37 protein-coding genes are annotated in these 21,723 nt (G+C 61.8%); 35 read left to right on the forward strand and 2 right to left on the reverse strand.

All coding sequences use genetic code 11. The features are described 5' to 3' along the window. The 28 genes from NKI50_RS29150 to rplQ form a co-directional block, all read left to right on the forward strand. A partial coding sequence (locus NKI50_RS29150; protein WP_455749504.1) for an EF-Tu C-terminal domain-related protein occupies window positions 1-84 on the forward strand: 84 nt, incomplete at its 5' end. Window positions 85-147: 63 nt separating this feature from the next. Beyond that, a complete protein-coding gene (gene rpsJ, locus NKI50_RS29155) occupies window positions 148-456 on the forward strand; it encodes a 30S ribosomal protein S10 (protein WP_006205468.1) in 309 nt (102 codons plus the stop codon). 96 nt (window positions 457-552) lie between these two features. Continuing rightward, on the forward strand, window positions 553-1,281 hold the full coding sequence (rplC, locus tag NKI50_RS29160) for a 50S ribosomal protein L3 (protein ID WP_023717519.1): 729 nt from the start codon (window positions 553-555) through the stop codon (window positions 1,279-1,281). After that, entirely contained in the window at window positions 1,281-1,901 is a 621-nt protein-coding gene (rplD, locus tag NKI50_RS29165) for a 50S ribosomal protein L4 (RefSeq protein WP_023675140.1), read from the forward strand. Before rplC ends, rplD begins: the two co-directional genes overlap by 1 nt. Further along, complete coding sequence (locus NKI50_RS29170) at window positions 1,898-2,191, forward strand: 50S ribosomal protein L23 (protein WP_006205465.1); 294 nt, start codon at window positions 1,898-1,900, stop codon at window positions 2,189-2,191. Before rplD ends, NKI50_RS29170 begins: the two co-directional genes overlap by 4 nt. 22 nt (window positions 2,192-2,213) lie before the next feature. Next, window positions 2,214-3,047, forward strand: coding sequence for a 50S ribosomal protein L2 (gene rplB, locus NKI50_RS29175; protein ID WP_023675138.1), 834 nt, complete (start codon window positions 2,214-2,216; stop codon window positions 3,045-3,047). Window positions 3,048-3,063: 16 nt separating this feature from the next. Next, window positions 3,064-3,342 (forward strand): 30S ribosomal protein S19, encoded by a 279-nt coding sequence (rpsS, locus tag NKI50_RS29180; protein WP_006205463.1) that lies wholly within the window; start codon window positions 3,064-3,066, stop codon window positions 3,340-3,342. 2 nt (window positions 3,343-3,344) lie between these two features. Further along, window positions 3,345-3,734, forward strand: a complete 390-nt coding sequence (gene rplV / locus NKI50_RS29185; protein ID WP_006205462.1) for a 50S ribosomal protein L22 — start codon at window positions 3,345-3,347, stop codon at window positions 3,732-3,734. Further along, a complete protein-coding gene (rpsC, locus tag NKI50_RS29190) occupies window positions 3,734-4,459 on the forward strand; it encodes a 30S ribosomal protein S3 (protein ID WP_023675137.1) in 726 nt (241 codons plus the stop codon). Before rplV ends, rpsC begins: the two co-directional genes overlap by 1 nt. A gap of 27 nt (window positions 4,460-4,486) precedes the next feature. Beyond that, window positions 4,487-4,900: a 50S ribosomal protein L16 gene (gene rplP / locus NKI50_RS29195; RefSeq protein ID WP_006205460.1), complete on the forward strand. Its 414-nt coding sequence runs from the start codon at window positions 4,487-4,489 to the stop codon at window positions 4,898-4,900. 13 nt (window positions 4,901-4,913) lie between these two features. Beyond that, entirely contained in the window at window positions 4,914-5,114 is a 201-nt protein-coding gene (rpmC, locus tag NKI50_RS29200) for a 50S ribosomal protein L29 (RefSeq protein WP_006205459.1), read from the forward strand. Window positions 5,115-5,125: 11 nt separating this feature from the next. Then, window positions 5,126-5,365, forward strand: a complete 240-nt coding sequence (gene rpsQ, locus NKI50_RS29205; protein WP_023675136.1) for a 30S ribosomal protein S17 — start codon at window positions 5,126-5,128, stop codon at window positions 5,363-5,365. A gap of 82 nt (window positions 5,366-5,447) precedes the next feature. Continuing rightward, the gene (gene rplN, locus NKI50_RS29210) at window positions 5,448-5,816 is read left to right on the forward strand and encodes a 50S ribosomal protein L14 (protein ID WP_006205457.1); all 369 of its coding nucleotides are present in this window, start codon (window positions 5,448-5,450) and stop codon (window positions 5,814-5,816) included. Window positions 5,817-5,828: 12 nt separating this feature from the next. Further along, complete coding sequence (rplX, locus tag NKI50_RS29215) at window positions 5,829-6,143, forward strand: 50S ribosomal protein L24 (protein WP_023717520.1); 315 nt, start codon at window positions 5,829-5,831, stop codon at window positions 6,141-6,143. Next, window positions 6,136-6,714 carry a 50S ribosomal protein L5 gene (gene rplE, locus NKI50_RS29220; RefSeq protein ID WP_023717521.1) on the forward strand — a complete coding sequence of 193 codons (579 nt, stop codon included), beginning with the start codon at window positions 6,136-6,138 and terminating at the stop codon, window positions 6,712-6,714. Before rplX ends, rplE begins: the two co-directional genes overlap by 8 nt. A 27-nt stretch (window positions 6,715-6,741) precedes the next feature. Then, window positions 6,742-7,047: a 30S ribosomal protein S14 gene (gene rpsN / locus NKI50_RS29225; protein ID WP_023675134.1), complete on the forward strand. Its 306-nt coding sequence runs from the start codon at window positions 6,742-6,744 to the stop codon at window positions 7,045-7,047. Window positions 7,048-7,059: 12 nt separating this feature from the next. Further along, complete coding sequence (gene rpsH, locus NKI50_RS29230) at window positions 7,060-7,458, forward strand: 30S ribosomal protein S8 (protein WP_006205453.1); 399 nt, start codon at window positions 7,060-7,062, stop codon at window positions 7,456-7,458. A 90-nt stretch (window positions 7,459-7,548) separates the two neighbouring features. Next, window positions 7,549-8,082, forward strand: a complete 534-nt coding sequence (rplF, locus tag NKI50_RS29235; protein ID WP_023675133.1) for a 50S ribosomal protein L6 — start codon at window positions 7,549-7,551, stop codon at window positions 8,080-8,082. A gap of 85 nt (window positions 8,083-8,167) precedes the next feature. Beyond that, window positions 8,168-8,527, forward strand: a complete 360-nt coding sequence (gene rplR / locus NKI50_RS29240) for a 50S ribosomal protein L18 (protein WP_023675132.1) — start codon at window positions 8,168-8,170, stop codon at window positions 8,525-8,527. Window positions 8,528-8,682: 155 nt separating this feature from the next. Continuing rightward, window positions 8,683-9,246, forward strand: a complete 564-nt coding sequence (gene rpsE / locus NKI50_RS29245) for a 30S ribosomal protein S5 (protein WP_006333394.1) — start codon at window positions 8,683-8,685, stop codon at window positions 9,244-9,246. 24 nt (window positions 9,247-9,270) lie between these two features. Then, on the forward strand, window positions 9,271-9,468 hold the full coding sequence (rpmD, locus tag NKI50_RS29250; protein ID WP_006205449.1) for a 50S ribosomal protein L30: 198 nt from the start codon (window positions 9,271-9,273) through the stop codon (window positions 9,466-9,468). A gap of 22 nt (window positions 9,469-9,490) precedes the next feature. Continuing rightward, a complete protein-coding gene (rplO, locus tag NKI50_RS29255; protein WP_023717522.1) occupies window positions 9,491-9,964 on the forward strand; it encodes a 50S ribosomal protein L15 in 474 nt (157 codons plus the stop codon). A 191-nt stretch (window positions 9,965-10,155) separates the two neighbouring features. Further along, window positions 10,156-11,496: a preprotein translocase subunit SecY gene (gene secY / locus NKI50_RS29260; RefSeq protein WP_023717523.1), complete on the forward strand. Its 1,341-nt coding sequence runs from the start codon at window positions 10,156-10,158 to the stop codon at window positions 11,494-11,496. Further along, complete coding sequence (locus NKI50_RS29265) at window positions 11,493-12,104, forward strand: adenylate kinase (protein ID WP_023717524.1); 612 nt, start codon at window positions 11,493-11,495, stop codon at window positions 12,102-12,104. Before secY ends, NKI50_RS29265 begins: the two co-directional genes overlap by 4 nt. 198 nt (window positions 12,105-12,302) lie before the next feature. Further along, complete coding sequence (rpsM, locus tag NKI50_RS29270) at window positions 12,303-12,671, forward strand: 30S ribosomal protein S13 (protein ID WP_006205445.1); 369 nt, start codon at window positions 12,303-12,305, stop codon at window positions 12,669-12,671. A 139-nt stretch (window positions 12,672-12,810) separates the two neighbouring features. Continuing rightward, window positions 12,811-13,200: a 30S ribosomal protein S11 gene (gene rpsK / locus NKI50_RS29275; RefSeq protein ID WP_006205444.1), complete on the forward strand. Its 390-nt coding sequence runs from the start codon at window positions 12,811-12,813 to the stop codon at window positions 13,198-13,200. A 106-nt stretch (window positions 13,201-13,306) separates the two neighbouring features. After that, window positions 13,307-14,317, forward strand: a complete 1,011-nt coding sequence (locus tag NKI50_RS29280) for a DNA-directed RNA polymerase subunit alpha (RefSeq protein ID WP_023675128.1) — start codon at window positions 13,307-13,309, stop codon at window positions 14,315-14,317. Window positions 14,318-14,356: 39 nt separating this feature from the next. Then, window positions 14,357-14,788, forward strand: coding sequence for a 50S ribosomal protein L17 (rplQ, locus tag NKI50_RS29285; protein ID WP_023675127.1), 432 nt, complete (start codon window positions 14,357-14,359; stop codon window positions 14,786-14,788). A gap of 21 nt (window positions 14,789-14,809) precedes the next feature. On the opposite strand, the gene NKI50_RS29290 is transcribed toward rplQ, so the two are convergent. Together NKI50_RS29290 and NKI50_RS29295 are read right to left on the reverse strand one after the other, a co-directional pair. Continuing rightward, a complete protein-coding gene (locus NKI50_RS29290) occupies window positions 14,810-15,256 on the reverse strand; it encodes a hypothetical protein (RefSeq protein WP_352718447.1) in 447 nt (148 codons plus the stop codon). A 48-nt stretch (window positions 15,257-15,304) separates the two neighbouring features. Beyond that, window positions 15,305-15,508 (reverse strand): hypothetical protein, encoded by a 204-nt coding sequence (locus NKI50_RS29295; RefSeq protein ID WP_352718450.1) that lies wholly within the window; start codon window positions 15,506-15,508, stop codon window positions 15,305-15,307. Between the two features lie 106 nt (window positions 15,509-15,614). On the opposite strand from NKI50_RS29295, the gene NKI50_RS29300 reads away from it, so the two are divergent. From NKI50_RS29300 to NKI50_RS29330, 7 genes are all read left to right on the forward strand, one after another. Continuing rightward, complete coding sequence (locus NKI50_RS29300) at window positions 15,615-17,102, forward strand: DegQ family serine endoprotease (protein WP_352718452.1); 1,488 nt, start codon at window positions 15,615-15,617, stop codon at window positions 17,100-17,102. Window positions 17,103-17,144: 42 nt separating this feature from the next. Then, window positions 17,145-18,455 carry a replication-associated recombination protein A gene (locus NKI50_RS29305; RefSeq protein WP_352643151.1) on the forward strand — a complete coding sequence of 437 codons (1,311 nt, stop codon included), beginning with the start codon at window positions 17,145-17,147 and terminating at the stop codon, window positions 18,453-18,455. A gap of 135 nt (window positions 18,456-18,590) precedes the next feature. Further along, a complete protein-coding gene (locus NKI50_RS29310; protein ID WP_023717527.1) occupies window positions 18,591-19,421 on the forward strand; it encodes an aspartyl/asparaginyl beta-hydroxylase domain-containing protein in 831 nt (276 codons plus the stop codon). A 31-nt stretch (window positions 19,422-19,452) separates the two neighbouring features. Then, entirely contained in the window at window positions 19,453-19,839 is a 387-nt protein-coding gene (crcB, locus tag NKI50_RS29315) for a fluoride efflux transporter CrcB (protein ID WP_031193553.1), read from the forward strand. A gap of 29 nt (window positions 19,840-19,868) precedes the next feature. Further along, a complete protein-coding gene (crcB, locus tag NKI50_RS29320) occupies window positions 19,869-20,324 on the forward strand; it encodes a fluoride efflux transporter CrcB (RefSeq protein ID WP_352643161.1) in 456 nt (151 codons plus the stop codon). Then, window positions 20,321-20,659: a DUF190 domain-containing protein gene (locus NKI50_RS29325; RefSeq protein WP_352643147.1), complete on the forward strand. Its 339-nt coding sequence runs from the start codon at window positions 20,321-20,323 to the stop codon at window positions 20,657-20,659. The genes crcB (NKI50_RS29320) and NKI50_RS29325 overlap by 4 nt, the downstream gene beginning before the upstream one ends. 62 nt (window positions 20,660-20,721) lie before the next feature. Continuing rightward, window positions 20,722-21,702 carry an RluA family pseudouridine synthase gene (locus tag NKI50_RS29330; protein ID WP_352643145.1) on the forward strand — a complete coding sequence of 327 codons (981 nt, stop codon included), beginning with the start codon at window positions 20,722-20,724 and terminating at the stop codon, window positions 21,700-21,702. The last annotated feature ends 21 nt before the right edge of the window (window positions 21,703-21,723 follow it).

Below are 21,723 nucleotides of genomic sequence, written 5' to 3' on the forward strand. Positions count from 1 at the left end.
GCCATGGAAGAGAAGCTGCGCTTCGCCATCCGTGAAGGCGGCCGCACCGTCGGTGCCGGCATCGTCGTCACCATCAAAGAGTAATTTGGACTTAAACCGATCTGTCGCGGGCGCTGCCCGCGCCGCGCCAGAACAAGGAAGTGACGCATGAACGGACAGAATATCCGCATCCGCCTGAAGGCGTTTGATCACCGGGTGCTCGACGCCTCGACACGGGAAATCGTGTCGACCGCCAAGCGCACCGGCGCCAACGTCCGCGGCCCCATTCCGCTGCCGACGCGGATCGAAAAGTTCACGGTCAACCGGTCGCCTCACGTCGACAAGAAGAGCCGCGAGCAGTTCGAGATGCGCACGCACAAGCGTCTGCTCGACATCGTCGACCCGACCCCGCAGACGGTCGATGCTTTGATGAAGCTCGACCTGGCCGCCGGTGTCGACGTCGAGATCAAGCTCTAAGGAACCAGAGGTCAGCGGGGCGACCCGGAACTCTGAAGGAACAAGAGGCGTGGAGGGGCGACAGCCCCGACAGGGAACTCTAAAGGAATTGAACCGATGCGTTCAGGTGTGATTGCAAAGAAGGTGGGAATGACCCGCATCTACAACGATGCCGGGGAACATGTTCCCGTCACTGTTCTCCAGATGGAGAACTGCCAGGTCGTGGCGCAGCGCACGCAGGAGAAGAACGGCTATACCGCCGTCCAGCTCGGCGTTGGCCTTGCCAAGGTGAAGAACACGTCGAAGGCGATGCGCGGCCATTTCGCGACCGCTTCCGTCGAGCCCAAGGCCAAGGTTGCCGAGTTCCGCGTCTCCGCCGACAACATGATCGATGTCGGCGCCGAAATCACCGTCGAGCATTTCGTCGTCGGCCAGAAGGTCGATGTGACGGGAACCACGATCGGCAAGGGTTTCCAGGGCGTCATCAAGCGGCACCACATGGGTGGCGGCCGCGCGACGCACGGCAACTCGGTGTCGCACCGTACGCACGGCTCGACCGGCCAGCGCCAGGATCCGGGCAAGGTGTTCAAGGGCAAGCATATGGCCGGCCACATGGGTGACACCCGCGTCACCACGCAGAATGTCGAGGTCGTCTCGACCGACGCCGATCGCGGCCTGATCCTGATCCGCGGTGCGGTCCCGGGTTCGAAGGGTGCATGGATCCTGGTCCGCGACGCGGCCAAGGTGGCGCTTCCGGCCAATGCGCCGAAGCCCGCCGCGATCCGCGCCGTTGCGACCGATGGTGCCGCCAAGAACGAGGCCCCGGCCACAGAGGGAGCGGAATAATGGACCTCAAGATTACAACGCTTGGCGGCAAGGACGCCGGCAAGCTGAAGCTCTCCGAAGAGATTTTCGGCCTTGATCCGCGCGAGGACATCCTGCAGCGCGTCGTGCGCTGGCAGCTTGCCAAGAAGCAGCAGGGCACCCACAAGGCCAAGGGCCGCGCTGAAATCGCCCGCACAGGCGCCAAGATGTACAAGCAGAAGGGTACCGGCCGCGCCCGTCACCATTCGGCTCGCGCTCCGCAGTTCCGCGGCGGTGGCAAGGCCCACGGCCCGGTCGTGCGCAGCCACGAGCACGATCTGCCGAAGAAGGTGCGTGCGCTCGGTCTCAAGCATGCGCTTTCGGCCAAGGCCAAGAGTGCGTCGATCATCATCATCGACGAGCTGAAGCTGACCGAGGCCAAGACCAAGGCACTGATTGCGAATTTCGCGACGCTGGGCCTGAGCAACGCCCTGGTGATCGGCGGCGCCGAGCTTGACAAGAATTTCAAGCTGGCGGCGACCAACATCCCGAACATCGACGTGCTGCCCATCCAGGGCATCAACGTCTACGACATTCTGCGCCGCGGCACGCTGGTCCTTTCCAAGGCCGCCGTCGAGGCTCTCGAGGAGCGCTTCAAATGACCGACCTTCGTCATTACGATGTGATCGTCTCGCCGGCGATCACCGAAAAGTCGACCATGGCTTCCGAGCAGAACCAGGTCGTCTTCAACGTCGCCAAGAAGGCGTCGAAGCCGGAAATCAAGGCCGCCGTCGAAGCGCTGTTCGGCGTCAAGGTGATGGCCGTGAACACGCTTGTCCGCAAGGGCAAGATCAAGCGCTTCCGCGGCACGATCGGCCGCCAGAGCGACGTCAAGAAGGCGGTTGTGACGCTGGCCGACGGCCAGTCGATCGACGTCGCGACGGGTCTCTGAGCAAGGTCGCGAGGACAGAACAATGGCACTGAAAAAATTCAACCCGGTAACGCCGAGCACCCGTCAGCTGGTCATCGTCGACCGCTCGGGCCTCTACAAGGGCAAGCCCGTCAAGGGTCTGACCGAAGGCCTGACCAAATCGGGCGGCCGCAACAATTACGGCCGCATCACGGCACGCTTCATCGGCGGCGGTCACAAGCGCACCTACCGCATCATCGACTTCAAGCGCCGCAAGTTCGACGTCGTCGGCACGGTCGAGCGTATCGAATACGATCCGAACCGCACCGCCTTCATCGCGCTGATCAAGTATGACGATGGTGAGCTGTCCTACATCATCGCCCCGCAGCGTCTGGCTCCCGGCGACAAGATCGTGGCCGGTGAATCGGTCGACGTGAAGCCGGGCAACGCGATGCCGCTGGCCTCGATGCCGGTCGGCACGATCGTCCACAATATCGAGCTGAAGCCTGGCAAGGGCGCTCAGGTCGCCCGCTCGGCGGGCGGTTATGGCCAGCTTGTCGGCCGCGACCAGGGCATGGCGATCCTGCGCCTCAACTCGGGCGAGCAGCGTGTCGTCCACGGCTCCTGCATGGCCACTGTCGGTGCCGTGTCCAACCCGGACCACGGCAACATCAATGACGGCAAGGCAGGCCGCACCGTGTGGCGCGGCAAGCGTCCGCACAATCGCGGCGTGACCATGAACCCGGTCGACCATCCACATGGCGGCGGCGAAGGCCGCACCTCGGGTGGCCGCCATCCGGTTTCGCCCTGGGGCAAGCCGACCAAGGGCAAGAAGACGCGGTCCAACAAGGCGACCGACAAGTTCATCCTGCGCTCGCGCCATCAGCGCAAGAGCTAAGAAGAGGTAACGCCAAGTGACTCGTTCGATTTGGAAAGGCCCCTTCATCGACGGCTACCTTCTGAAGAAGGTGGACAAGGTTCGTGAAGGTGGTCGCAATGAGGTGATCAAGATGTGGAGCCGCCGCTCCACCATCCTGCCGCAGTTCGTCGGCTTCACCTTCGGTGTCTACAACGGCCAGAAGCACGTTCCCGTCTCGGTGAACGAGGACATGGTCGGTCACAAGTTCGGTGAATTCGCTCCGACCCGGACCTATTACGGTCACGGCGCGGATAAGAAGGCGAAGAGGAAATAATCATGGGCAAGGCCAAAGCTCCGCGCAGGCTTGCTGACAACGAAGCGCGCGCCGTGTTGCGCACGATCCGTATCAGCCCGCAGAAGCTGAACCTGGTTGCCGCGCTGATCCGCGGCAAGAAGGTCGCGACAGCGCTTTCCGACCTCGAATTCTCGGCCAAGCGGATTTCCGGCACGGTCAAGAAGACGCTGGAATCGGCGATCGCCAACGCGGAAAACAACCACGACCTCGACGTCGATGCGCTGATCGTGGCGGAAGCCTATGTCGGCAAGTCGATCGTCATGAAGCGGTTCCATGCCCGTGGCCGTGGTCGCGCCAGCCGTATCGAGAAGCCGTTCTCGCACCTCACGATCGTCGTTCGTGAAGTCGAAGAAAAAGGGGAGGCCGCATAATGGGCCAGAAAGTCAATCCGATCGGTCTGCGTCTCGGCATCAACCGCACCTGGGATTCGCGCTGGTTCGCGAATACAGGCGAGTACGGTAAGCTGCTGCACGAGGACATCAAGATCCGCAAATATCTTGAGAAGGAACTCAAGCAGGCTGCGATCTCGAAGGTCGTGATCGAGCGTCCGCACAAGAAGTGCCGCGTCACCATCCATGCGGCGCGTCCGGGCCTGATCATCGGCAAGAAGGGCGCCGACATCGAGAAGCTTCGCAAGAAGCTGATGGAGATGACCAAGTCCGAGACGCATCTGAACATCGTCGAAGTGCGCAAGCCGGAGATCGACGCGACCCTGGTCGCCCAGTCGATCGCCCAGCAGCTCGAGCGCCGCATCGCGTTCCGCCGCGCCATGAAGCGCGCCGTGCAGTCGGCGATGCGCCTCGGTGCCGAAGGCATCCGCATCAACTGCGCCGGCCGTCTCGGCGGCGCCGAGATCGCGCGCATGGAATGGTATCGTGAAGGCCGCGTGCCACTGCATACGCTGCGTGCCGACGTCGACTACGGCACGGCCGAAGCGAATACGGCCTACGGCATTTGCGGCGTCAAGGTCTGGGTGTTCAAGGGCGAGATCCTCGAGCACGACCCGATGGCTTCGGAGCGCCGCGCCACCGAGGGCGATCATGCGCATGGCGGTGGTGGTGAGCGCGAACGCGGTCGCCGTCGCGAAAACGCGTAAGACAGTTAGGAATTTGGAGTTAGAACGATGCTGCAGCCAAAGCGCACAAAGTTCCGTAAGCAGTTCAAGGGCCGCATCCACGGTACCGCCAAGGGCGGCACCAACCTGGATTTCGGTGGTTTCGGGCTGAAGGCGCTTGAGCCGAACCGCGTCACCGCGCGTGAGATCGAGGCGGCCCGCCGCGCGATCACCCGCGAGATGAAGCGTGCCGGCCGCGTGTGGATCCGTATCTTCCCGGACGTGCCGGTGACGTCGAAGCCGACCGAAGTCCGCATGGGCAAGGGCAAGGGCGCGGTCGACTACTGGGCGGCACGCGTCAAGCCAGGCCGCATCATGTTCGAGATCGACGGCGTCAACGAGGAAACCGCCCGTGAGGCGCTGCGTCTCGGCGCGGCCAAGCTCTCGGTCAGGACGCGCTTCGTACAGCGCATCGCAGAATAAGGACGGGCTGATCATGAAAGCCGAAGACATCCGGACCAAGACCCAGGACCAGCTGACCGACGACCTGGCCAGCCTGAAGAAGGAGCAGTTCAACCTGCGCTTCCAGAAGGCCACCGGCCAGCTTGAGAAGACCGCGCGCGTGAGGCAGGTCCGCAAGGACATTGCGCGTATCAAGACCATCGCTGCGGAAAAGTCCGCGGCCAAGAAGGCTTAAGGACGAAAACCATGCCAAAGCGCATTCTGCAGGGCACCGTCGTCAGCGACAAGAACGAGAAGACGGTTGTCGTCAAGGTCGAACGGCGCTTCACGCATCCCGTGATGAAGAAGACCGTGCGCATGACCAAGAAGTACAAGGCGCACGACGAGAACAACGCCCACAAGGTCGGCGATCAGGTGTTCATCCAGGAATCGAAGCCGATTTCCAAGGACAAGCGCTGGGTCGTGGTGTCTTCGGACCAGGCCTGATCAGGGCTAACGAAACGAATTTTGGACAGACCGGGGAGGGGTGAGAAACCCGTCCCGTTAGAAAAGAAGAAGGCGGCCAGTCATGATTCAGATGCAAACAAACCTCGACGTCGCGGATAATTCCGGCGCCCGTCGTGTCATGTGCATCAAGGTGCTGGGCGGCTCGAAGCGGAAATATGCTTCCGTGGGCGACATCATCGTGGTGTCGATCAAGGAAGCCATCCCGCGCGGCCGCGTCAAGAAGGGCGATGTGATGAAGGCGGTCGTGGTTCGCACGGCTAAGGACATCCGCCGCCCGGATGGCAGCGTGATCCGTTTCGACAAGAACGCAGCCGTTCTCGTCGACAACAAGAAAGAGCCGATCGGCACGCGTATCTTCGGACCGGTTCCGCGCGAACTCCGCGCCAAGAACCACATGAAGATCATCTCGCTCGCGCCTGAAGTGCTGTAAGGAGCCGGACCAATGCAAAAGATTAGAAAAGGCGACAAGGTCGTCGTGCTGGCCGGCAAGGACAAGGGCCGTTCGGGCGAAGTCCTCTCGGTGCAGCCGAAGGACGACACCGCGCTGGTGCGCGGCGTCAACCTGATCCGTCGTCACCAGAAGCAGTCCCAGTCCCAGGAGGGCGGGATCATCACCAAGGAAGCGCCGATCCAGCTGTCGAACATCGCGCTGGCCGACCCCAAGGATGGCAAGCCGACCCGCGTCGGCTTCACCTTCCAGAAGGACGGCAAGAAGGTGCGCGTCGCCAAGCGCTCGGGAGAAGTCATCAATGGCTAAGGCTCAAACCAAGCAGGCAACTGCCCAGAACACGCCCCGCCTCAAGCAGGTCTATAACGAGACCATCCGCAAGGCGCTGCAGGAGCAGTTCGGCTACGACAACGAGATGCAGGTTCCGCGCATCGACAAGATCGTGCTGAACATGGGCGTCGGCGAGGCGACCGGCGATTCGAAGAAGCCTTCGATCGCGGCGGAAGACCTTGCGATGATCGCCGGCCAGAAGGCCGTCGTCACCCGCGCCCGCAACTCGATCGCCGGCTTCAAGGTTCGCGAGAAGATGCCGATCGGCGCCAAGGTCACGCTGCGCAAGGAACGCATGTACGAGTTCCTCGACCGTCTCGTGAACATCGCGCTGCCGCGCGTCCGCGACTTCCGCGGACTCAACCCGAAGAGCTTCGATGGCCGTGGCAACTATGCCATGGGCATCAAGGAACACATCGTGTTTCCGGAGATCAACTACGACAAGGTTGATCAGATCTGGGGCATGGACGTCATCGTTTGTACGACTGCGAAGACGGACGACGAAGCCAGGGCATTGCTCAAGGCCTTCAACTTCCCCTTCCGCCAGTAACGGCAGCGAGAAAAGGAAAAATCTGAAATGGCAAAGACCAGCTCAGTCGAGAAGAACAACAGGCGCCGCAAGCTTGCGGACCAGTTCGCTGCCAAGCGCAAGGTGCTCAAGGCGATCATCATGGATCAGTCCAAGCCGATGGAAGAGCGCTTCCGCGCTCAGCTGAAGCTTTCGGCGCTGCCACGCAACTCGGCCAAGACCCGCATCCGCAACCGCTGCGAAGTCACCGGACGCCCGCGTGCCTATTATCGCAAGCTCAAAGTATCGCGTATCGCGCTTCGTGATCTCGGCAATAACGGCCAGATCCCGGGCCTGGTCAAGTCGAGCTGGTAAGGAGGACATAACATGTCATTGAGCGATCCTCTCGGCGATATGCTGACCCGCATCCGCAACGCGTATGGCCGTAAGAAGTCGAGCGTTTCGACGCCGGCCTCGCGCCTGCGTACCCGCGTCCTCGACGTGCTGAAGGCCGAAGGCTATATCCGCGACTACAGCCAGACCGACTTCGACAACGGCAAGTCCGAAATCGAGATCGAGCTGAAGTATTTCGACGGTGCGCCGGTGGTGCGCGAAATCGCCCGGGTCTCGAAGCCCGGCCGCCGCGTCTACGTTTCGGCCAAGTCGATACCGCACGTCGCCAACGGCCTCGGCATCGCCATCCTTTCGACGCCGAAGGGCGTGATGGCCGACCACGAAGCGCGCGAACAGAATGTCGGCGGGGAAATCCTCTGCCAGATCTTCTGATCTGGTATGTCACCCCAATTGGAAACCGGTTTTCGGGATCAAGTCCCGAAGGCCGAGACCTGAAACAAGAGAAGTGACGAGGACAACAAAATGTCTCGTATTGGAAAGAAACCCGTTTCGCTGCCGCAGGGCGTGACCGCGACCGTCAACGGCCAGACCGTGACGGCGAAGGGTCCGAAGGGCGAGCTGAAGTTCGTGGTGAACGACGAAGTGCTGGTCAAGATGGAAGGCAGCGAGATCGCTGTCCAGCCGCGCGACCAGACCAAGACCGCCCGCTCCAAATGGGGCATGTCGCGCACGCAGATCGTCAATATCCTGCAGGGCGTCAAGGACGGCTTCGAAAAGAAGCTCGAGATCACAGGCGTCGGCTATCGTGCCGCCATGCAGGGCAAGAACCTGCAGCTGGCGCTCGGCTTCAGCCACGACGTTGTCTACGAGACGCCGCAGGGCGTGACGATTTCGGTGCCGAAGCCGACGGAAATCACCGTGACCGGAATCGACAAGCAGCAGGTCGGCCAGGTTGCCGCCGAGATCCGCGAGTACCGCAGCCCCGAGCCCTACAAGGGCAAGGGCGTTCGCTATGCTGGCGAGAAGATCGTCCGCAAGGAAGGCAAGAAGAAGTAATTTTAACGCCGCGGGGAGCGGTCGCGGGAGGCTTGTCCTACCGCATATGGTTGCCCCCGTCTTTTGAAGGCAAGGAACTGATATCATGGGCTCGAAAGAATCCACCCAGCGCCGCGCTCAGCGCGTCCGCCGCCAGATCAAGAAGGTCGCTGGCGATCGTCCGCGCCTGTCGGTCCATCGCACGTCGAAGAACATCTACGTCCAGGTCATCGACGACGCCAAGGGCCACACCATCGCCGCTGCTTCGACGCTCGAGAAGGAGCTCAAGGGTTCGCTCAAGACCGGCGCCGACACCGCGGCCGCAGCTGCCATCGGCAAGCTGATCGCCGAGCGTGCCTCGAAGGCCGGCGTCAAGGAAGTCGTCTTCGACCGCGGCGCCTACATCTACCACGGCCGTGTCAAGGCGCTTGCCGAGGCTGCCCGTGAAGGTGGTCTGAGCTTCTAAAGCGTGATCCCGAACCGGAGGTTAGCGCAGCAAAAAGTTGCAGACTTTTCGGATAGGATCATGCGAAGGAAAAAAGAGTTTTCGCCCCCGGCGACCCACAGAGGCGCCGGATATCATCATCAACCGTGCTTCCGGAAAAAAACAAGGAACAGGATATGGCACAGGAACGTAGGGATGGCGGCCGCGGCCGTGATCGCGAAGAGCGCGACGACGGCATGGTCGACAAGCTCGTCCACATCAACCGGGTCGCCAAGGTCGTCAAGGGCGGCCGGCGCTTCGGCTTTGCAGCGCTCGTCGTCGTCGGCGACCAGAAGGGCCGCGTCGGCTTCGGCCACGGCAAGGCGCGCGAAGTGCCGGAGGCGATCCGCAAGGCGACCGAATCGGCCAAGCGCGACATGATCTTCGTGCCGCTGCGCTCGGGCCGCACGCTGCACCATGACGTCGAGGGACGCTGGGGCGCGGGACGTGTTCTGCTGCGCGCTGCCAAGCAAGGTACCGGCATCATCGCCGGCGGCCCGATGCGCGCCGTCTTCGAGACGCTCGGCATGCATGACGTGGTCGCCAAGTCGATGGGTTCGTCGAACCCCTACAACATGGTTCGCGCCACTTTCGACGCGCTGAAGAGCCAGATGCATCCGAAGGATGTGGCTGCCGCGCGCGGCATCAAGTATTCGACCCTTCAGGCCCGCCGCGGCACCGCCGTTGCGGCTGAAGAATAGTCGACGCTGACCAGGGATCTGACCATGGCCAAGAAAGCAACCAAGACCATCACCGTCGAGCAGATCGGCTCGCCAATCCGCCGGCCGAAGGAGCAGCGCGCAACGCTGGTCGGCCTCGGCCTCAACAAGATGCACAAGCAGCGCACGCTGGAGGATACGCCCTCGGTGCGCGGCATGATCGCTGCCGTCCAGCATCTCGTCCGCGTTGTGGACGAGGGCTGAGCCAGAGCGCAGGAGAACCCAGATGAAACTCAACGATCTGCGTGACAAGGACGGCGCGACGCATTCCAAGAAGCGTCTCGGCCGTGGCATCGGTTCCGGTTCGGGCAAGACCGCCGGTCGCGGCGTCAAGGGCCAGAAGGCGCGCTCCGGCGTCGCCGTCAACGGCTTCGAGGGTGGCCAGATGCCGCTCTACCGTCGTCTGCCGAAGCGCGGCTTCAACAATATCTTCGCCAAGAGCTTCACCGTTGTGTCGCTGGCCCGCATCCAGGCTGCGCTCGATGCCAAGAAGCTCGATGCTAAGACAGTTGTGACGGCTGAGGCGCTGGTTGCGGCCGGCGTCATCCGTCGCGTCAAGGACGGCGTGCGCATCCTTTCGGACGGCGACATCAAGGCCAAGCTTGCCTTCGACGTGGCCGGAGCCTCCAAGGCCGCGGTCGAGAAGATCGAAAAGGCCGGCGGTTCGGTGAAGTTGCCTGAGAAAGCAGCCGCCGAGTAACGGCAATTTGAAGCACGGTCGGCAAAGGTGGAATTCGGTTTTGCCTTCGGTCGTGCTTTGATCCGACAGATGTGGCGGCCGCATCAACGCGGCCGCTTGCATGTTTGCAGTCCGGAGCTTATCTCGTGAGCTTCGGTGACACGCGCCGCCTGAGCTGCGGGCATCGAGCGTGACCAAGCGGAGAATCAGGCATGGCTTCGGCTGCTGAACAACTAGCCTCGAATCTGAATTTTTCGGCCTTCGCCAAAGCCGAGGATCTGAAGAAGCGCATCTGGTTCACCATCGGCGCGCTGCTCGTTTACCGCCTTGGCACCTATATCCCGCTGCCCGGCATCAATCCCGACGCTTTCGCCCAGGCCTTCTCGTCGCAGAGCAAGGGCGTACTCGGCATGTTCAACATGTTCGCCGGTGGCGCCGTGCAGCGCATGGCGATCTTTGCCCTCGGCATCATGCCCTATATCTCCGCCTCCATCATCATGCAGCTGATGACCTCGGTCATTCCTTCGCTGGAAGCGCTGAAGAAGGAGGGCGAGCAGGGTCGCAAGATCATCAACCAGTACACGCGCTACGGCACCGTGCTTCTGGCGCTGGTCCAGGCCTATGGCATTTCGGTCGGGCTTGAGGGCGGCAATGGCATCGTCAACGATCCCGGCATGTTCTTCCGCATCTCCACCGTCGTCACGCTGGTCGGCGGTACCATGTTCCTGATGTGGCTTGGCGAGCAGATCACCGCCCGCGGCATCGGCAACGGCATTTCGCTGATCATCTTCTCCGGCATCGTCGCCGGCCTGCCGCGCGCCATCTCCGGCACGCTGGAGCTTGGCCGCACCGGCGCACTGTCGACCGGCCTGATCCTGGCGATCATCGTGCTCGCCATCGTCGTCATCGCGCTGATCGTCTTCTTCGAGCGCGCCCAGCGCCGCCTGCTGATCCAGTATCCCAAGCGCCAGGTCGGCAATCGCATGTTCCAGGGCGATACCTCGCATCTGCCGCTGAAGCTCAACACGTCCGGCGTCATTCCGCCGATCTTCGCCTCGTCGCTGCTGCTGCTTCCGGCAACGGTTGCCGGCTTCTCGCAGACGACCAACATGCCTGCCTGGGCGAGCACCATCCTGGCGGCGCTCGGCCACGGCCAGCCGCTCTATATGGCCTTCTACGCTGCCATGATCGTGTTCTTCGCCTTCTTCTATACGGCGATCGTCTTCAATCCGAAGGACACCGCCGACCAGCTCAAGAAGCATTCGGGCTTCATCCCGGGCTATCGTCCGGGCGAGCGCACTGCGGACTATATCGACTATGTGCTCACCCGCATCACCGTCGTCGGCGCCATCTATCTGGTGCTGGTGTGTCTGCTGCCCGAGTTCCTGATTTCAGCGACTGGCGTACCGTTCTACCTTGGTGGCACTTCGCTCCTGATCGTGGTCAGTGTAACGCTCGATACGGTGGCGCAGATTCAGGGTCACCTGATCGCGCACCAGTATGAGGGCCTGATCAAGAAGTCGAAGCTGCGCGGGGGGAAGAAGGCCAGATGAGGTTGATATTGCTTGGACCGCCGGGGGCGGGCAAGGGGACACAAGCACTGAGACTGGTAGAAAGACACGGCATCCCACAGCTTTCCACGGGGGACATGCTGCGTGCTGCTGTTCAGGCCGGCACCGAAGTCGGCAGGCGAGCCAAGGCGGTGATGGATGCTGGTGAACTGGTGTCCGACGCTATCGTCAACGCCATCGTGGCCGAGCGCATCGATCAAGCCGATTGCGCAAACGGCTTCATCCTTGACGGATACCCGCGAACCCTGGTGCAAGCGGACGCCGTTGAGGAAATGCTTTCGGATCGCGGGCTGGAGCTAGACGCGGTCATCGAATTTGTCGTCGACGACAAGGCGCTGGTTGGCCGAATCGTCAAACGCGCCGAGGACGCCAAGGCCGCAGGCCTGCCGGTGCGCAAGGACGACAGCCCAGCGGTGTTCGAAGAACGCTTGAGGGAATATTACAAGAAAACCTCGCCGCTGATCGGCTACTACTACGCCAAGGGCAAGCTCAGGGGCGTCGATGGCATGGCCGACATCGATGCGGTGACGCAGCAGATCGAGGCGGTGCTCAGGGCGACGACCCGGCAGGTTGGCCAGGCGGCCGGCTAGAGAAACGAACGATTGCGCTTGACTGGAGCGGTCCGCTGGGGTATGGCGGCCCGTCTTCCTATCAGGCATGAGGCTTGCTTGTCCGCAAGGGCAAGGCAGGCCGCTTTGAACTGGAAACTCCCGCAAGGGCCGGCCTCCACCGGACGCGGGGCAACTTGAAGCGCCGGCTCGTCCGGCCTATATGGAGAAGAGAAGAACATGGCTCGTATAGCCGGCGTCAACATTCCTACCAACAAGCGCGTCGTCATTGCGCTTCAATACATTCACGGCATTGGCAAGAAGTTCGCCCAGGAGATCGTCGACAAGGTCGGCATCCCGGCCGAGCGCCGCGTCAACCAGCTGACCGACGCGGAAGTGCTGCAGATCCGGGAGACCATCGACCGCGACTACCAGGTCGAGGGCGACCTGCGCCGCGAAGTGTCGATGAACATCAAGCGGCTCATGGACCTCGGCTGCTACCGCGGCCTGCGTCACCGCCGCTCGCTGCCGGTTCGTGGCCAGCGCACGCACACCAATGCGCGCACCCGCAAAGGCCCAGCCAAGTCGATTGCCGGAAAGAAGAAGTAATTTAGGGCAGTAAGAGAGTAGGGCAGTAAGGCAATAGGAACGGCAGACATACTGCCCTACTGCCATATTCCCCTACTGCCTTCTCCCTGGTGGAGCCGCTGGCATTACGGCGGTGTAGAGATCAACTGAAAGGACTATCATGGCCAAGGAAGCCGCTCGTGTTCGCCGTCGCGAACGCAAGAACATCTCGTCGGGCGTTGCCCACGTCAATTCGACCTTCAACAACACGATGATCACCATCACCGACGCGCAGGGCAATTCCATTGCCTGGTCGTCGGCCGGAGCCCAGGGCTTCAAGGGATCGCGCAAGTCGACCCCTTTCGCTGCCCAGATGGCCGCCGAAGATGTTGCCAAGAAGGCTCAGGAACACGGCATGCGCATGCTCGAGGTCGAGGTCTGTGGACCCGGCTCCGGTCGTGAATCGGCGCTGCGGGCGCTGCAGGCAGCAGGCTTCACCATCACCTCGATCCGTGATGTGACGCCGATCCCGCACAATGGCTGCCGCCCGCGCAAGAAGCGCCGCGTCTAAAGAGAATTTACCGAACGCCGCGCGAGCGCCTCAAGGGCGCTCCTCCACGGCATTCCAGGTCGCCCGCCACGATTGGATGGTGGCGGGACAACGGAAGGAAAGCACTATGATCCAGAAAAATTGGCAGGAACTGATCAAGCCGAACAAGATCGAGTTCTCGTCGAAGAAGAAGACGCTGACCACGCTGGTCGCCGAGCCGCTCGAGCGCGGCTTCGGCCTCACCCTCGGCAACGCGCTGCGCCGCGTGCTTCTGTCTTCGCTGCGTGGCGCGGCTGTGACCGCCGTGCAGATCGACGGCGTTCTGCATGAATTCTCGTCCATCGCCGGCGTGCGCGAGGACGTGACCGACATCGTGTTGAACATCAAGGAAATCGCCATCCGCATGGAAGGCGATGGCCCCAAGCGCATGGTCGTGCGCAAGCAGGGACCGGGCGCGGTTCTCGCCGGCGACATCCAGACGGTCGGCGACGTCGAGATCCTCAATCCCGACCACGTCATCTGCACGCTGGACGAAGGCGCTGAGATCCGCATGGAATTCACCGTCGACACCGGCAAGGGCTATGTGCCGGCCGACCGCAACCGCGCCGAAGACGCGCCGATAGGGCTGATCCCGGTCGACAGCCTGTATTCGCCGGTCAAGAAGGTCTCCTACAAGGTCGAGAACACCCGTGAGGGGCAGGTTCTCGATTATGACAAGCTGACCATGACCATCGAGACCGATGGTTCGATCTCGGGCGAGGACGCGGTGGCCTTCGCCGCTCGCATCCTGCAGGACCAGCTCGGCCTGTTCGTCAATTTCGACGAGCCGCAGAAGGAAGTCGCTGCCGAACAGGTTACCGAGCTTGCCTTCAACCCGGCGCTGCTCAAGAAGGTCGACGAACTCGAGCTTTCGGTGCGTTCGGCCAACTGCCTGAAGAACGACAACATCGTCTATATCGGCGACCTGATCCAGAAGACCGAAGCCGAGATGCTGCGCACCCCGAACTTCGGCCGCAAGTCGCTGAACGAGATCAAGGAAGTCCTGGCGGCGATGGGCCTGCATCTCGGCATGGAAGTGCCGGACTGGCCGCCGGAAAACATCGAAGACCTCGCCAAGCGTTACGAAGATCAATACTGAGGCTCAGGCCTCTTGAACCCGCAATGAAGGAGAAGAGCCATGCGCCACGGATTTAAAGGCCGCCGGTTCGCCCGCAGCATAAGCCATCGCAAGTCGATGTTTGCCAACCTTGCCGTGTCGCTTATCGAGCACGAGCAGATCCTCACCACGCTGCCGAAGGCGAAGGATCTGCGTCCGATCGTCGAGAAGCTGGTGACGCTCGGCAAGCGCGGCGACCTGCACGCCCGCCGCCAAGTGATTGCCCAGATCGGCAATGAGGGCGTCGTCAAGCGTCTGTTCGACACAATCGCGCCACGTTATGCCACTCGCAATGGCGGCTATCTGCGCATCATGAAGGCCGGCTTCCGTCACGGTGACAATGCCGCAATGGCCGTCATCGAATTCGTCGACCGCGACACCTCGGCCAAAGGCGCCGGCGACCGCGCCCGCATCGAGGCCGAAGGCACCGAAGAAGAAGCCGCAGCCGCATAAGCTTCGGTTTTGCTGAGAAGTTCAAAGGGGCCTGCGGGCCCCTTTTCGTTTGGGCGATATGTGTTGCCTAACAAGGGCAAGGTACTCGTTTCCGGTCAGAACTTTCCAGTCGAGTTCTATTCTCCTCTGCTCGGAACTTGGATGTCGGTATGAGTAGATGCTGTCGACCACCGTTCTCCGGTCGATATCACTGATGATCTGCGCGACGGATGTTTTGCTCAGATATCGTTCGATTTCGCCGTTCTCGATAAAGTCGATATCGACGCGAAAAAAAATATGGACAGGGCCAGCGCAGAGATCCAGCGTGAACTCCCAGTCTGAAAATTTGGCATAGAAAATCTTCACCTCGTCCGGGGCCCACAAGCCAGCTTCCAGGAATTCCGAGGGCTTCGTTCTGCCATTGAGCCCTTCCATCGAAAGGACGAACTGGTCCGTTATGCGTTCGGTCTTGCCGCGAATTGCATGCACATGTTCGATCTGAAACCAATCCAGCTCATGTGGCGGGTCTTTGTCGAATCAGGCCTCAAGCGTTCCGCAAAACCAGTACTCGGGCACCGCCTCAGCATACTCGGTTAGCCAGTCATCCGGCGCACCAAGCACTTTGGCAATTTCGATCATCTTCATTCCGGGGTACACGGGCCCCAAAGTGCCGGTCTTCAAAAAATCACGGAATGAAACGAGCTGTTTTTTCATGAGCGTTGACGCGGCTTTCGGGGTCACGTCGACCTATAACTGCTTTGCCGCGCAAAATAATCGGATTTCAGCGGCTTAGCCTTTCATTTTGCACAATCGTCAGGACAATGGCGCCCGACTTGGAGGATTCGGAATGCGCGTTAAACGGCTGTCCCTTGTTCTGATCTGCGCCTTGATGGCGCTGGCCGTCGTGCCGGCGGCCAGGCACGCGCTGGCGGAGGAGACCAAGCCAGATCCCGGTCTGTCCGACGTGCTGACCGATCTGCTGCATGGCGTCGAAGGCGAAAACGCCACCTCCGGCCCCGACAAGCGCGTGCCGTTCGGCCGCGAGGAGGTGCAGCTGTCCTTCGCGCCGCTGGTCAAGCAGACGGCCCCGGCCGTGGTCAATGTCTACGCCTCGCAAACCGCCAAGGTGACGTCGCCCTTTGATGGCGATCCGTTCTTCGAGGAGTTCTTCGGCCGCTCGCAGCCGCGCGCGCAGTCTTCGCTCGGTTCGGGGGTGCTGGTCGATCCGACCGGCGTCGTGGTCACCAATTTCCACGTCGTCAAGGACGCCGACCAGGTCAAGGTCGCGACCGCCGACGGGCGCGAATTCGACAGCAAGGTGCTGCTCAAGGATGAGACGCTCGACCTCGCCGTGCTCAAGATTTCTTCCGACAAGCCGTTCCCGGTGATCGCCATTGGCGATTCCGACGCGCTCGAGGTCGGCGACCTGGTGCTGGCGATCGGCAATCCGTTCGGTGTCGGCCAGACCACCACCAGCGGCATCATTTCGGCTGTGGCGCGCAGCCATATCGGCGTCTCCGATTCCAGCTTCTTCATCCAGACCGACGCCGCCATCAACCCGGGCAATTCCGGTGGCGCGCTGGTCAACATGGGTGGTCAACTGATCGGCATCAACACTGCGATCTATAGCCGTAGCGGCGGCTCGATCGGTATCGGCTTTGCCATCCCTTCGAACATGGTTCGCGCCTTCGCCGATGCGGCCAAGGCCGGGCTCGACTTCTTCGAGCGGCCGTATGTCGGTGCCGAGTTCGAGGCGGTGACGCCGCAGATTGCCGAATCGCTCGGCATGGACAAACCGGCCGGCTCGCTGGTTTCTGCGGTCGAAGAGGCAGGACCCGCTGCCAAGGCAGGGCTCAAGCCTGGTGACGTGGTGCTGTCGCTCAACGGCAAGCCGGTCGAGAGCGTCGGGGCGCTGGACTACCGGATGGCGACGCTGTCGATCGGTACGAATGCCAGCTTCGGCGTTCTAAGCAAGGGTCAGCAGGCGACGATGGACATCGCGCTGGAACGGCCGCCTGAGGGCGCCAAAGCTGCGGAGCTCACATTGCGCGGCCGTAGCCCGTTTTCCGGTGCCAGGGTTGCCGAACTATCGCCACGGCTTGCCCAGCGGCTTGGTCTGCGCACCGATGTCAAAGGCGTCACCGTCGTCGATATCAACCGCGATTCGCCCGCTGCCGATTTTGGTTTCCAGCCGGGCGACATCGTGCGTGAGGTCAATGGCCTGACGATCGACAAGGCGGCGACCCTGGAACAGATAGCCCAGCAGGATACACGCTGGTGGCGCTTTACCGTCGAGCGCGGCGGGCAGATACTGCGCCAGGTGTTGCGTTACTAAGCCCGACGTCAGCATGGTCGGGCTCCAGGCAGAAGAAGTTGCATGGCCGATCTGTTCAGTGTCGATGAACCGGAAAAGACGCCGCCCGGCAGGCCGCTGGCCGACCGTCTGCGCCCGAAGAACCTCGGCGAGGTCGTCGGCCAGGAGCATCTGACCGGTCCCGACGGCGCGCTGACGCGGCTGATCGGCTCCGGCTCGCTCGGCTCGATGATCTTCTGGGGCCCGCCCGGCACCGGCAAGACCACGGTCGCACGGCTGCTTGCCGGCGAGACAAGCCTCGCTTTCGAACAGATCTCGGCCGTGTTTTCCGGCGTTGCCGACCTGAAGAAAGTGTTCGAGGCAGCGAAGCTGCGCCGCTCCAACGGCCGCCAGACACTGCTGTTCGTCGACGAGATCCATCGCTTCAACCGCGCCCAGCAGGACAGTTTTCTGCCCGTGATGGAAGACGGCACCGTCGTGCTGGTCGGCGCCACCACGGAGAACCCGTCCTTCGAGCTTAACGCCGCGCTGTTGTCGCGCGCACGCGTCCTGGTCTTTCACTCGCTCGGCGAGGACAGCATCGCCAAGCTCCTGGCGCGGGCCGAGGAGGCAGAGGGCAGGGCGCTGCCGCTCGATGACGAGGCGCGGGCGATGCTCATCCGCATGAGCGACGGCGACGGCCGCGCGGCGCTGACACTGGCCGAAGAGGTCTGGCGTGCCGCCAAATCAGGTGAAGTGTTTGGCGCCGAGGCCTTACAGCGCATCGTCCAGCGCCGCGCGCCGATCTACGACAAGGGCCAGGACGGCCATTACAATTTGATCTCCGCCTTGCACAAATCGGTGCGCGGCTCCGACCCCGACGCGGCACTCTACTATCTGGCCCGCATGTTCGACGCCGGCGAGGATCCGCTCTATCTCGGGCGCCGGTTGGTGCGCATGGCGATGGAGGATATCGGGCTGGCCGACCCGCAGGCACTCGTCGTCGCCAACGCCGCCAAGGACGCCTACGACTATCTGGGCTCGCCCGAGGGCGAACTGGCCTTCGCCGAGGCTACCGTCTATCTCGCTACCGCGCCGAAATCCAATGCAGTCTATACCGCATTCAAGGCCGCCACACAGGCGGCCAAGGAATTCGGTTCGCTGCTGCCGCCCAAGCACATTCTCAATGCGCCGACCAAGCTGATGAAACAGGAAGATTACGGCTCCGGCTATCGCTACGACCACGACGAGCCCGACGCTTTTTCCGGCCAGGACTATTTTCCTGAGAAGATGGGAAGGCAGACATTCTACGATCCGCCCGAGCGCGGCTTCGAGCGCGATATCAGGAAGCGGCTGGACTATTGGGCGAAGCTGCGCAGCGAGCGGGAAAAGTAGCTGCCAGTCGCACACTGGTGTGATCGCCGTTGTCTGATGGGATAAAAAACCCTATCAAGATGCGCCTTCGGCCGGCGGCAGGCCAGAAACGTACCGACGATATTCAGAACGGAATCGCGCCTGGCGCGTGGAAAAATGACAAAAAAATCCCGCAAAACCCTTCGGAAGTTCGCCATAGCCATTCCGCTGCTGGCGCTCGGCTTCTATGTCATTCCCATTCTGACGACGATTTTCATCGTCCTCGGCCTGATCGACGTGTTGCGCAACGACAACAAGAATTGGGCGCTGTTCAGTGGTTATTTCCTGGGCAACGGCATCTTCACCTGGCTGCTTTCGCCCTTCAATCTGCTGGTGGATCTGCTGTGCTATAGAAACCGCGGTGTCTGGAAATTGGACCAGTTTCCTCCGGACTACCAGCGCGAGGTCAACGAGGTCCTGGATGTCTTCAAGGCACGCAAGGACGAGATCATCGCCGACATCGACGCCAATTTCGGCAGCGGCCGGCGCGGCATGTATGTCTATCAGTGGTATGGCAAGCACAAAATAGACAACGTCGCCGAATTCAACAAGGATTTCAAATACATCAAGACGATTGCCGTCTCTGTGTTCAGCGGCAGGGAATCGACTTCCTGGCACTTTGGCCCGCTCCGGCTCAGCCTGCGCATTCTCTACAACCTCATCCCGGTGAAATCGGAAGTGTTCGTCCAGTGTGGCAACGCCAAGAATTACTGGCACGAGAACCCGCTGTTCATCTTCGACGACACGCTGCTTCATCGCTCGGTCAACGAGTATGACGGGCGCCGCTACTGCGTGTTCATGGACATCATTCGCCCATCGCCGTTTCCCGGTCTGATCTCGACGCTCCTCGCCATTGTTTCGGTCAGCGTCGAGCGCATCAATGCCATGTTCTACAAGAACTGGAAGATGATCGCGTCCAGCAAGCCGAAGAAGGTCGGAGCTGCCTGACACCGTAGCGTAACTGGCGCGAGGGAGCACGATGTATCATCTGTTGCTTGTCTGTCTTGGTGGCGCGATCGGTGCAATGGCCCGCTTCTTCCTGTCCGGCTTCGTCGCCCGCCGGGTCGGCGAGACCTTTCCTTGGGGCACGATGGTCGTCAATGTGTCGGGGGCGTTTGCAATCGGCGTCGTTGCGCATGCCGTGGCGCGCGACGGCATGCCTGCCCTTTGGGCCTTTGTCGTCACCGGCGGCCTCGGCTGCTACACCACGGTCTCTTCATTCAGCCTGCAGACGCTGGCGCTGGCGCGTGAGGGCGAATGGCTGCGCGCCGGCGGAAATGTGCTGCTTTCGGTTTTCCTGAGCCTCGGCGGCGTGACGCTGGGCTTTGCCGCGGGAAGTCTTCTGATTGGCAGCGGGGCGCCATGAGCGGCCCGCAGAAGCTCCGCTCCGACGGGATGGCGGGGCGTGCGGCGCGCCTCATTGGCTGGCGCCGAACGAGCCAAACGGTTCGTATCTATGCGACCGTGGCCGCTGGCAGCATGATCGGCGGCGTGCTGCGGGCGCTCGCCTCATTGGCGAGCACCGCCTGGTGGGGCACTGGATTTCCCTTCGGCACGCTCCTCGTCAACATTGTCGGCTCATTCCTCATCGGCTTCTATGCGACATTGACGGGACCGGATGGTCGCGTCTTCGCCAGTCCGCTGCAGCGCCAGTTCTTCATGGCCGGCTTCTGCGGTGGCCTGACGACCTTCTCCGCTTTCAGCCTTGAAACACTCACCCTCGCGCAAAGCGGGAAGCTTGTGGCGGCGGCACTCAATATCGCGATCTCCGTGGTGGCCTGGCTTGCCGCCGTCTGGCTTGGCCACATCTTTGCAGTGCGCCTCAACCGGCTGAGAGGATCCAGGCAATGAAGATACCACCACTGGCACAATTGCTGCGCATATTTATCGGCGAAAACGACAGGGCAGATGGCCGTCCGCTGTATGAGGTCATCGTGCTGAAGGCCCGCGAAATGCAGATTGCCGGCGCGACCGTCCTGCGCGGGGCGATGGGATTTGGCCATTCCAGCCGACTTCACACCACGAAGATCCTCCGTCTCTCGGAGGACCTTCCCCTTGTCATCGAGATCGTCGACGACGAGGAAAAATTGGCCGCTTTTCTGCCCGTGCTTGAAACAATCATGACAAGTGGCTTGATCACGCTGGAGAAAGTTCAGGTTCTGCAATATGGAACCGACAACGAATAACCGAGTGAGATTGCGGGTGCCGGCGAATGCCGTTGCATGTTCGCAAAACGGCGATTGGAATCATGGCAGGCGTTGAACAGATCACAGTGGATACCGGTGAGGCGGGCATGCGGCTCGACCGCTGGTTCAAGACCCATTTCCCCGGTCTCGGTTTCGGTCATCTGCAGAAGCTGCTGCGTTCCGGCCAGATCCGCGTCGACGGCGGCAGGGTGAAGGCCGATACACGCGTCGAAGCCGGCCAGACGGTGCGTGTGCCGCCGCTCGAAGTGGACAAGAAAGGCGAAAGCCCGCTCACCGGCCATTCGATACGCAACCAGGGCGATGCCGATGTCTTGGCCAAGATGCTGATCCATGAGGACCCGAAGGTCTTCGTCTTCAACAAGCCGGCCGGCCTAGCGGTTCAGGGCGGTTCGGGCGTTACCCGCAATGTCGACGACATGCTGGAAGCCTGGCGCAACCAGAAGGGCGAGAAGCCGCGCCTGGTGCACCGGCTCGACCGCGACACGTCGGGTGTGCTGGTTGTCGCCCGTACAAGGCTCGCCGCCATGAAGCTCGCCGAAGCGTTCCGGGCGCGTGAGACGAAGAAAACCTACTGGGCGCTGGTCAAAGGTGTGCCGCCGAAGCGCGAGGACAAGATCTCGACCTGGTTGATCAAGGAACCGACGCCCGACGGCGATCGCGTGCGCATCGCCAAGCATGGCGAAAAGGGCGCCGACCACGCCGTGTCTTATTACCGCATCGTCGAACAGGCGGCGCAGACCCTGTCGTGGCTGGAGATGGAACCCTATACCGGGCGCACTCATCAGCTTCGTGTTCATGCCGCCCATATCGGTTGCCCGATCATCGGCGACCCCAAATATTTCGAAGCCGACACCAATTGGGATTTTCCAGGCGGCATGCAAAACCGCCTGCATCTGCACGCCCGCCGCATCGTCATCCCGCATCCCGATAAGGGGTTTGTCGACGTCACCGCGCCGATGCCGCCGCACATGCGCCAGAGCTGGAACCTGATCGGCTTCGACGACGCAAGCGCGGAGGACTAGGGCCGGTGGGCGTCGCCACAG

The sequence above is a fragment of the Mesorhizobium sp. M0563 genome (assembly GCF_040321065.1).
Classification (GTDB): Bacteria; Pseudomonadota; Alphaproteobacteria; order Rhizobiales; family Rhizobiaceae; genus Mesorhizobium.

Excerpts from the sequence above, each read along its gene's own strand:
- rpsJ (WP_006205468.1), top strand. The coding sequence starts at position 148 with ATGAACGGACAGAATATCCGCATCCGCCTGAAGGCGTTTGATCACCGG.
- rplC (WP_023717519.1), top strand. The coding sequence starts at position 553 with ATGCGTTCAGGTGTGATTGCAAAGAAGGTGGGAATGACCCGCATCTAC.
- rplD (WP_023675140.1), top strand. The coding sequence starts at position 1,281 with ATGGACCTCAAGATTACAACGCTTGGCGGCAAGGACGCCGGCAAGCTG.
- NKI50_RS29170 (WP_006205465.1), top strand. The coding sequence starts at position 1,898 with ATGACCGACCTTCGTCATTACGATGTGATCGTCTCGCCGGCGATCACC.
- rplB (WP_023675138.1), top strand. The coding sequence starts at position 2,214 with ATGGCACTGAAAAAATTCAACCCGGTAACGCCGAGCACCCGTCAGCTG.
- rplV (WP_006205462.1), top strand. The coding sequence starts at position 3,345 with ATGGGCAAGGCCAAAGCTCCGCGCAGGCTTGCTGACAACGAAGCGCGC.
- rpsC (WP_023675137.1), top strand. The coding sequence starts at position 3,734 with ATGGGCCAGAAAGTCAATCCGATCGGTCTGCGTCTCGGCATCAACCGC.
- rplP (WP_006205460.1), top strand. The coding sequence starts at position 4,487 with ATGCTGCAGCCAAAGCGCACAAAGTTCCGTAAGCAGTTCAAGGGCCGC.
- rpmC (WP_006205459.1), top strand. The coding sequence starts at position 4,914 with ATGAAAGCCGAAGACATCCGGACCAAGACCCAGGACCAGCTGACCGAC.
- rpsQ (WP_023675136.1), top strand. The coding sequence starts at position 5,126 with ATGCCAAAGCGCATTCTGCAGGGCACCGTCGTCAGCGACAAGAACGAG.
- rplN (WP_006205457.1), top strand. The coding sequence starts at position 5,448 with ATGATTCAGATGCAAACAAACCTCGACGTCGCGGATAATTCCGGCGCC.
- rplX (WP_023717520.1), top strand. The coding sequence starts at position 5,829 with ATGCAAAAGATTAGAAAAGGCGACAAGGTCGTCGTGCTGGCCGGCAAG.
- rplE (WP_023717521.1), top strand. The coding sequence starts at position 6,136 with ATGGCTAAGGCTCAAACCAAGCAGGCAACTGCCCAGAACACGCCCCGC.
- rpsN (WP_023675134.1), top strand. The coding sequence starts at position 6,742 with ATGGCAAAGACCAGCTCAGTCGAGAAGAACAACAGGCGCCGCAAGCTT.
- rpsH (WP_006205453.1), top strand. The coding sequence starts at position 7,060 with ATGTCATTGAGCGATCCTCTCGGCGATATGCTGACCCGCATCCGCAAC.
- rplF (WP_023675133.1), top strand. The coding sequence starts at position 7,549 with ATGTCTCGTATTGGAAAGAAACCCGTTTCGCTGCCGCAGGGCGTGACC.
- rplR (WP_023675132.1), top strand. The coding sequence starts at position 8,168 with ATGGGCTCGAAAGAATCCACCCAGCGCCGCGCTCAGCGCGTCCGCCGC.
- rpsE (WP_006333394.1), top strand. The coding sequence starts at position 8,683 with ATGGCACAGGAACGTAGGGATGGCGGCCGCGGCCGTGATCGCGAAGAG.
- rpmD (WP_006205449.1), top strand. The coding sequence starts at position 9,271 with ATGGCCAAGAAAGCAACCAAGACCATCACCGTCGAGCAGATCGGCTCG.
- rplO (WP_023717522.1), top strand. The coding sequence starts at position 9,491 with ATGAAACTCAACGATCTGCGTGACAAGGACGGCGCGACGCATTCCAAG.
- secY (WP_023717523.1), top strand. The coding sequence starts at position 10,156 with ATGGCTTCGGCTGCTGAACAACTAGCCTCGAATCTGAATTTTTCGGCC.
- NKI50_RS29265 (WP_023717524.1), top strand. The coding sequence starts at position 11,493 with ATGAGGTTGATATTGCTTGGACCGCCGGGGGCGGGCAAGGGGACACAA.
- rpsM (WP_006205445.1), top strand. The coding sequence starts at position 12,303 with ATGGCTCGTATAGCCGGCGTCAACATTCCTACCAACAAGCGCGTCGTC.
- rpsK (WP_006205444.1), top strand. The coding sequence starts at position 12,811 with ATGGCCAAGGAAGCCGCTCGTGTTCGCCGTCGCGAACGCAAGAACATC.
- NKI50_RS29280 (WP_023675128.1), top strand. The coding sequence starts at position 13,307 with ATGATCCAGAAAAATTGGCAGGAACTGATCAAGCCGAACAAGATCGAG.
- rplQ (WP_023675127.1), top strand. The coding sequence starts at position 14,357 with ATGCGCCACGGATTTAAAGGCCGCCGGTTCGCCCGCAGCATAAGCCAT.
- NKI50_RS29300 (WP_352718452.1), top strand. The coding sequence starts at position 15,615 with ATGCGCGTTAAACGGCTGTCCCTTGTTCTGATCTGCGCCTTGATGGCG.
- NKI50_RS29305 (WP_352643151.1), top strand. The coding sequence starts at position 17,145 with ATGGCCGATCTGTTCAGTGTCGATGAACCGGAAAAGACGCCGCCCGGC.
- NKI50_RS29310 (WP_023717527.1), top strand. The coding sequence starts at position 18,591 with ATGACAAAAAAATCCCGCAAAACCCTTCGGAAGTTCGCCATAGCCATT.
- crcB (WP_031193553.1), top strand. The coding sequence starts at position 19,453 with ATGTATCATCTGTTGCTTGTCTGTCTTGGTGGCGCGATCGGTGCAATG.
- crcB (WP_352643161.1), top strand. The coding sequence starts at position 19,869 with ATGGCGGGGCGTGCGGCGCGCCTCATTGGCTGGCGCCGAACGAGCCAA.
- NKI50_RS29325 (WP_352643147.1), top strand. The coding sequence starts at position 20,321 with ATGAAGATACCACCACTGGCACAATTGCTGCGCATATTTATCGGCGAA.
- NKI50_RS29330 (WP_352643145.1), top strand. The coding sequence starts at position 20,722 with ATGGCAGGCGTTGAACAGATCACAGTGGATACCGGTGAGGCGGGCATG.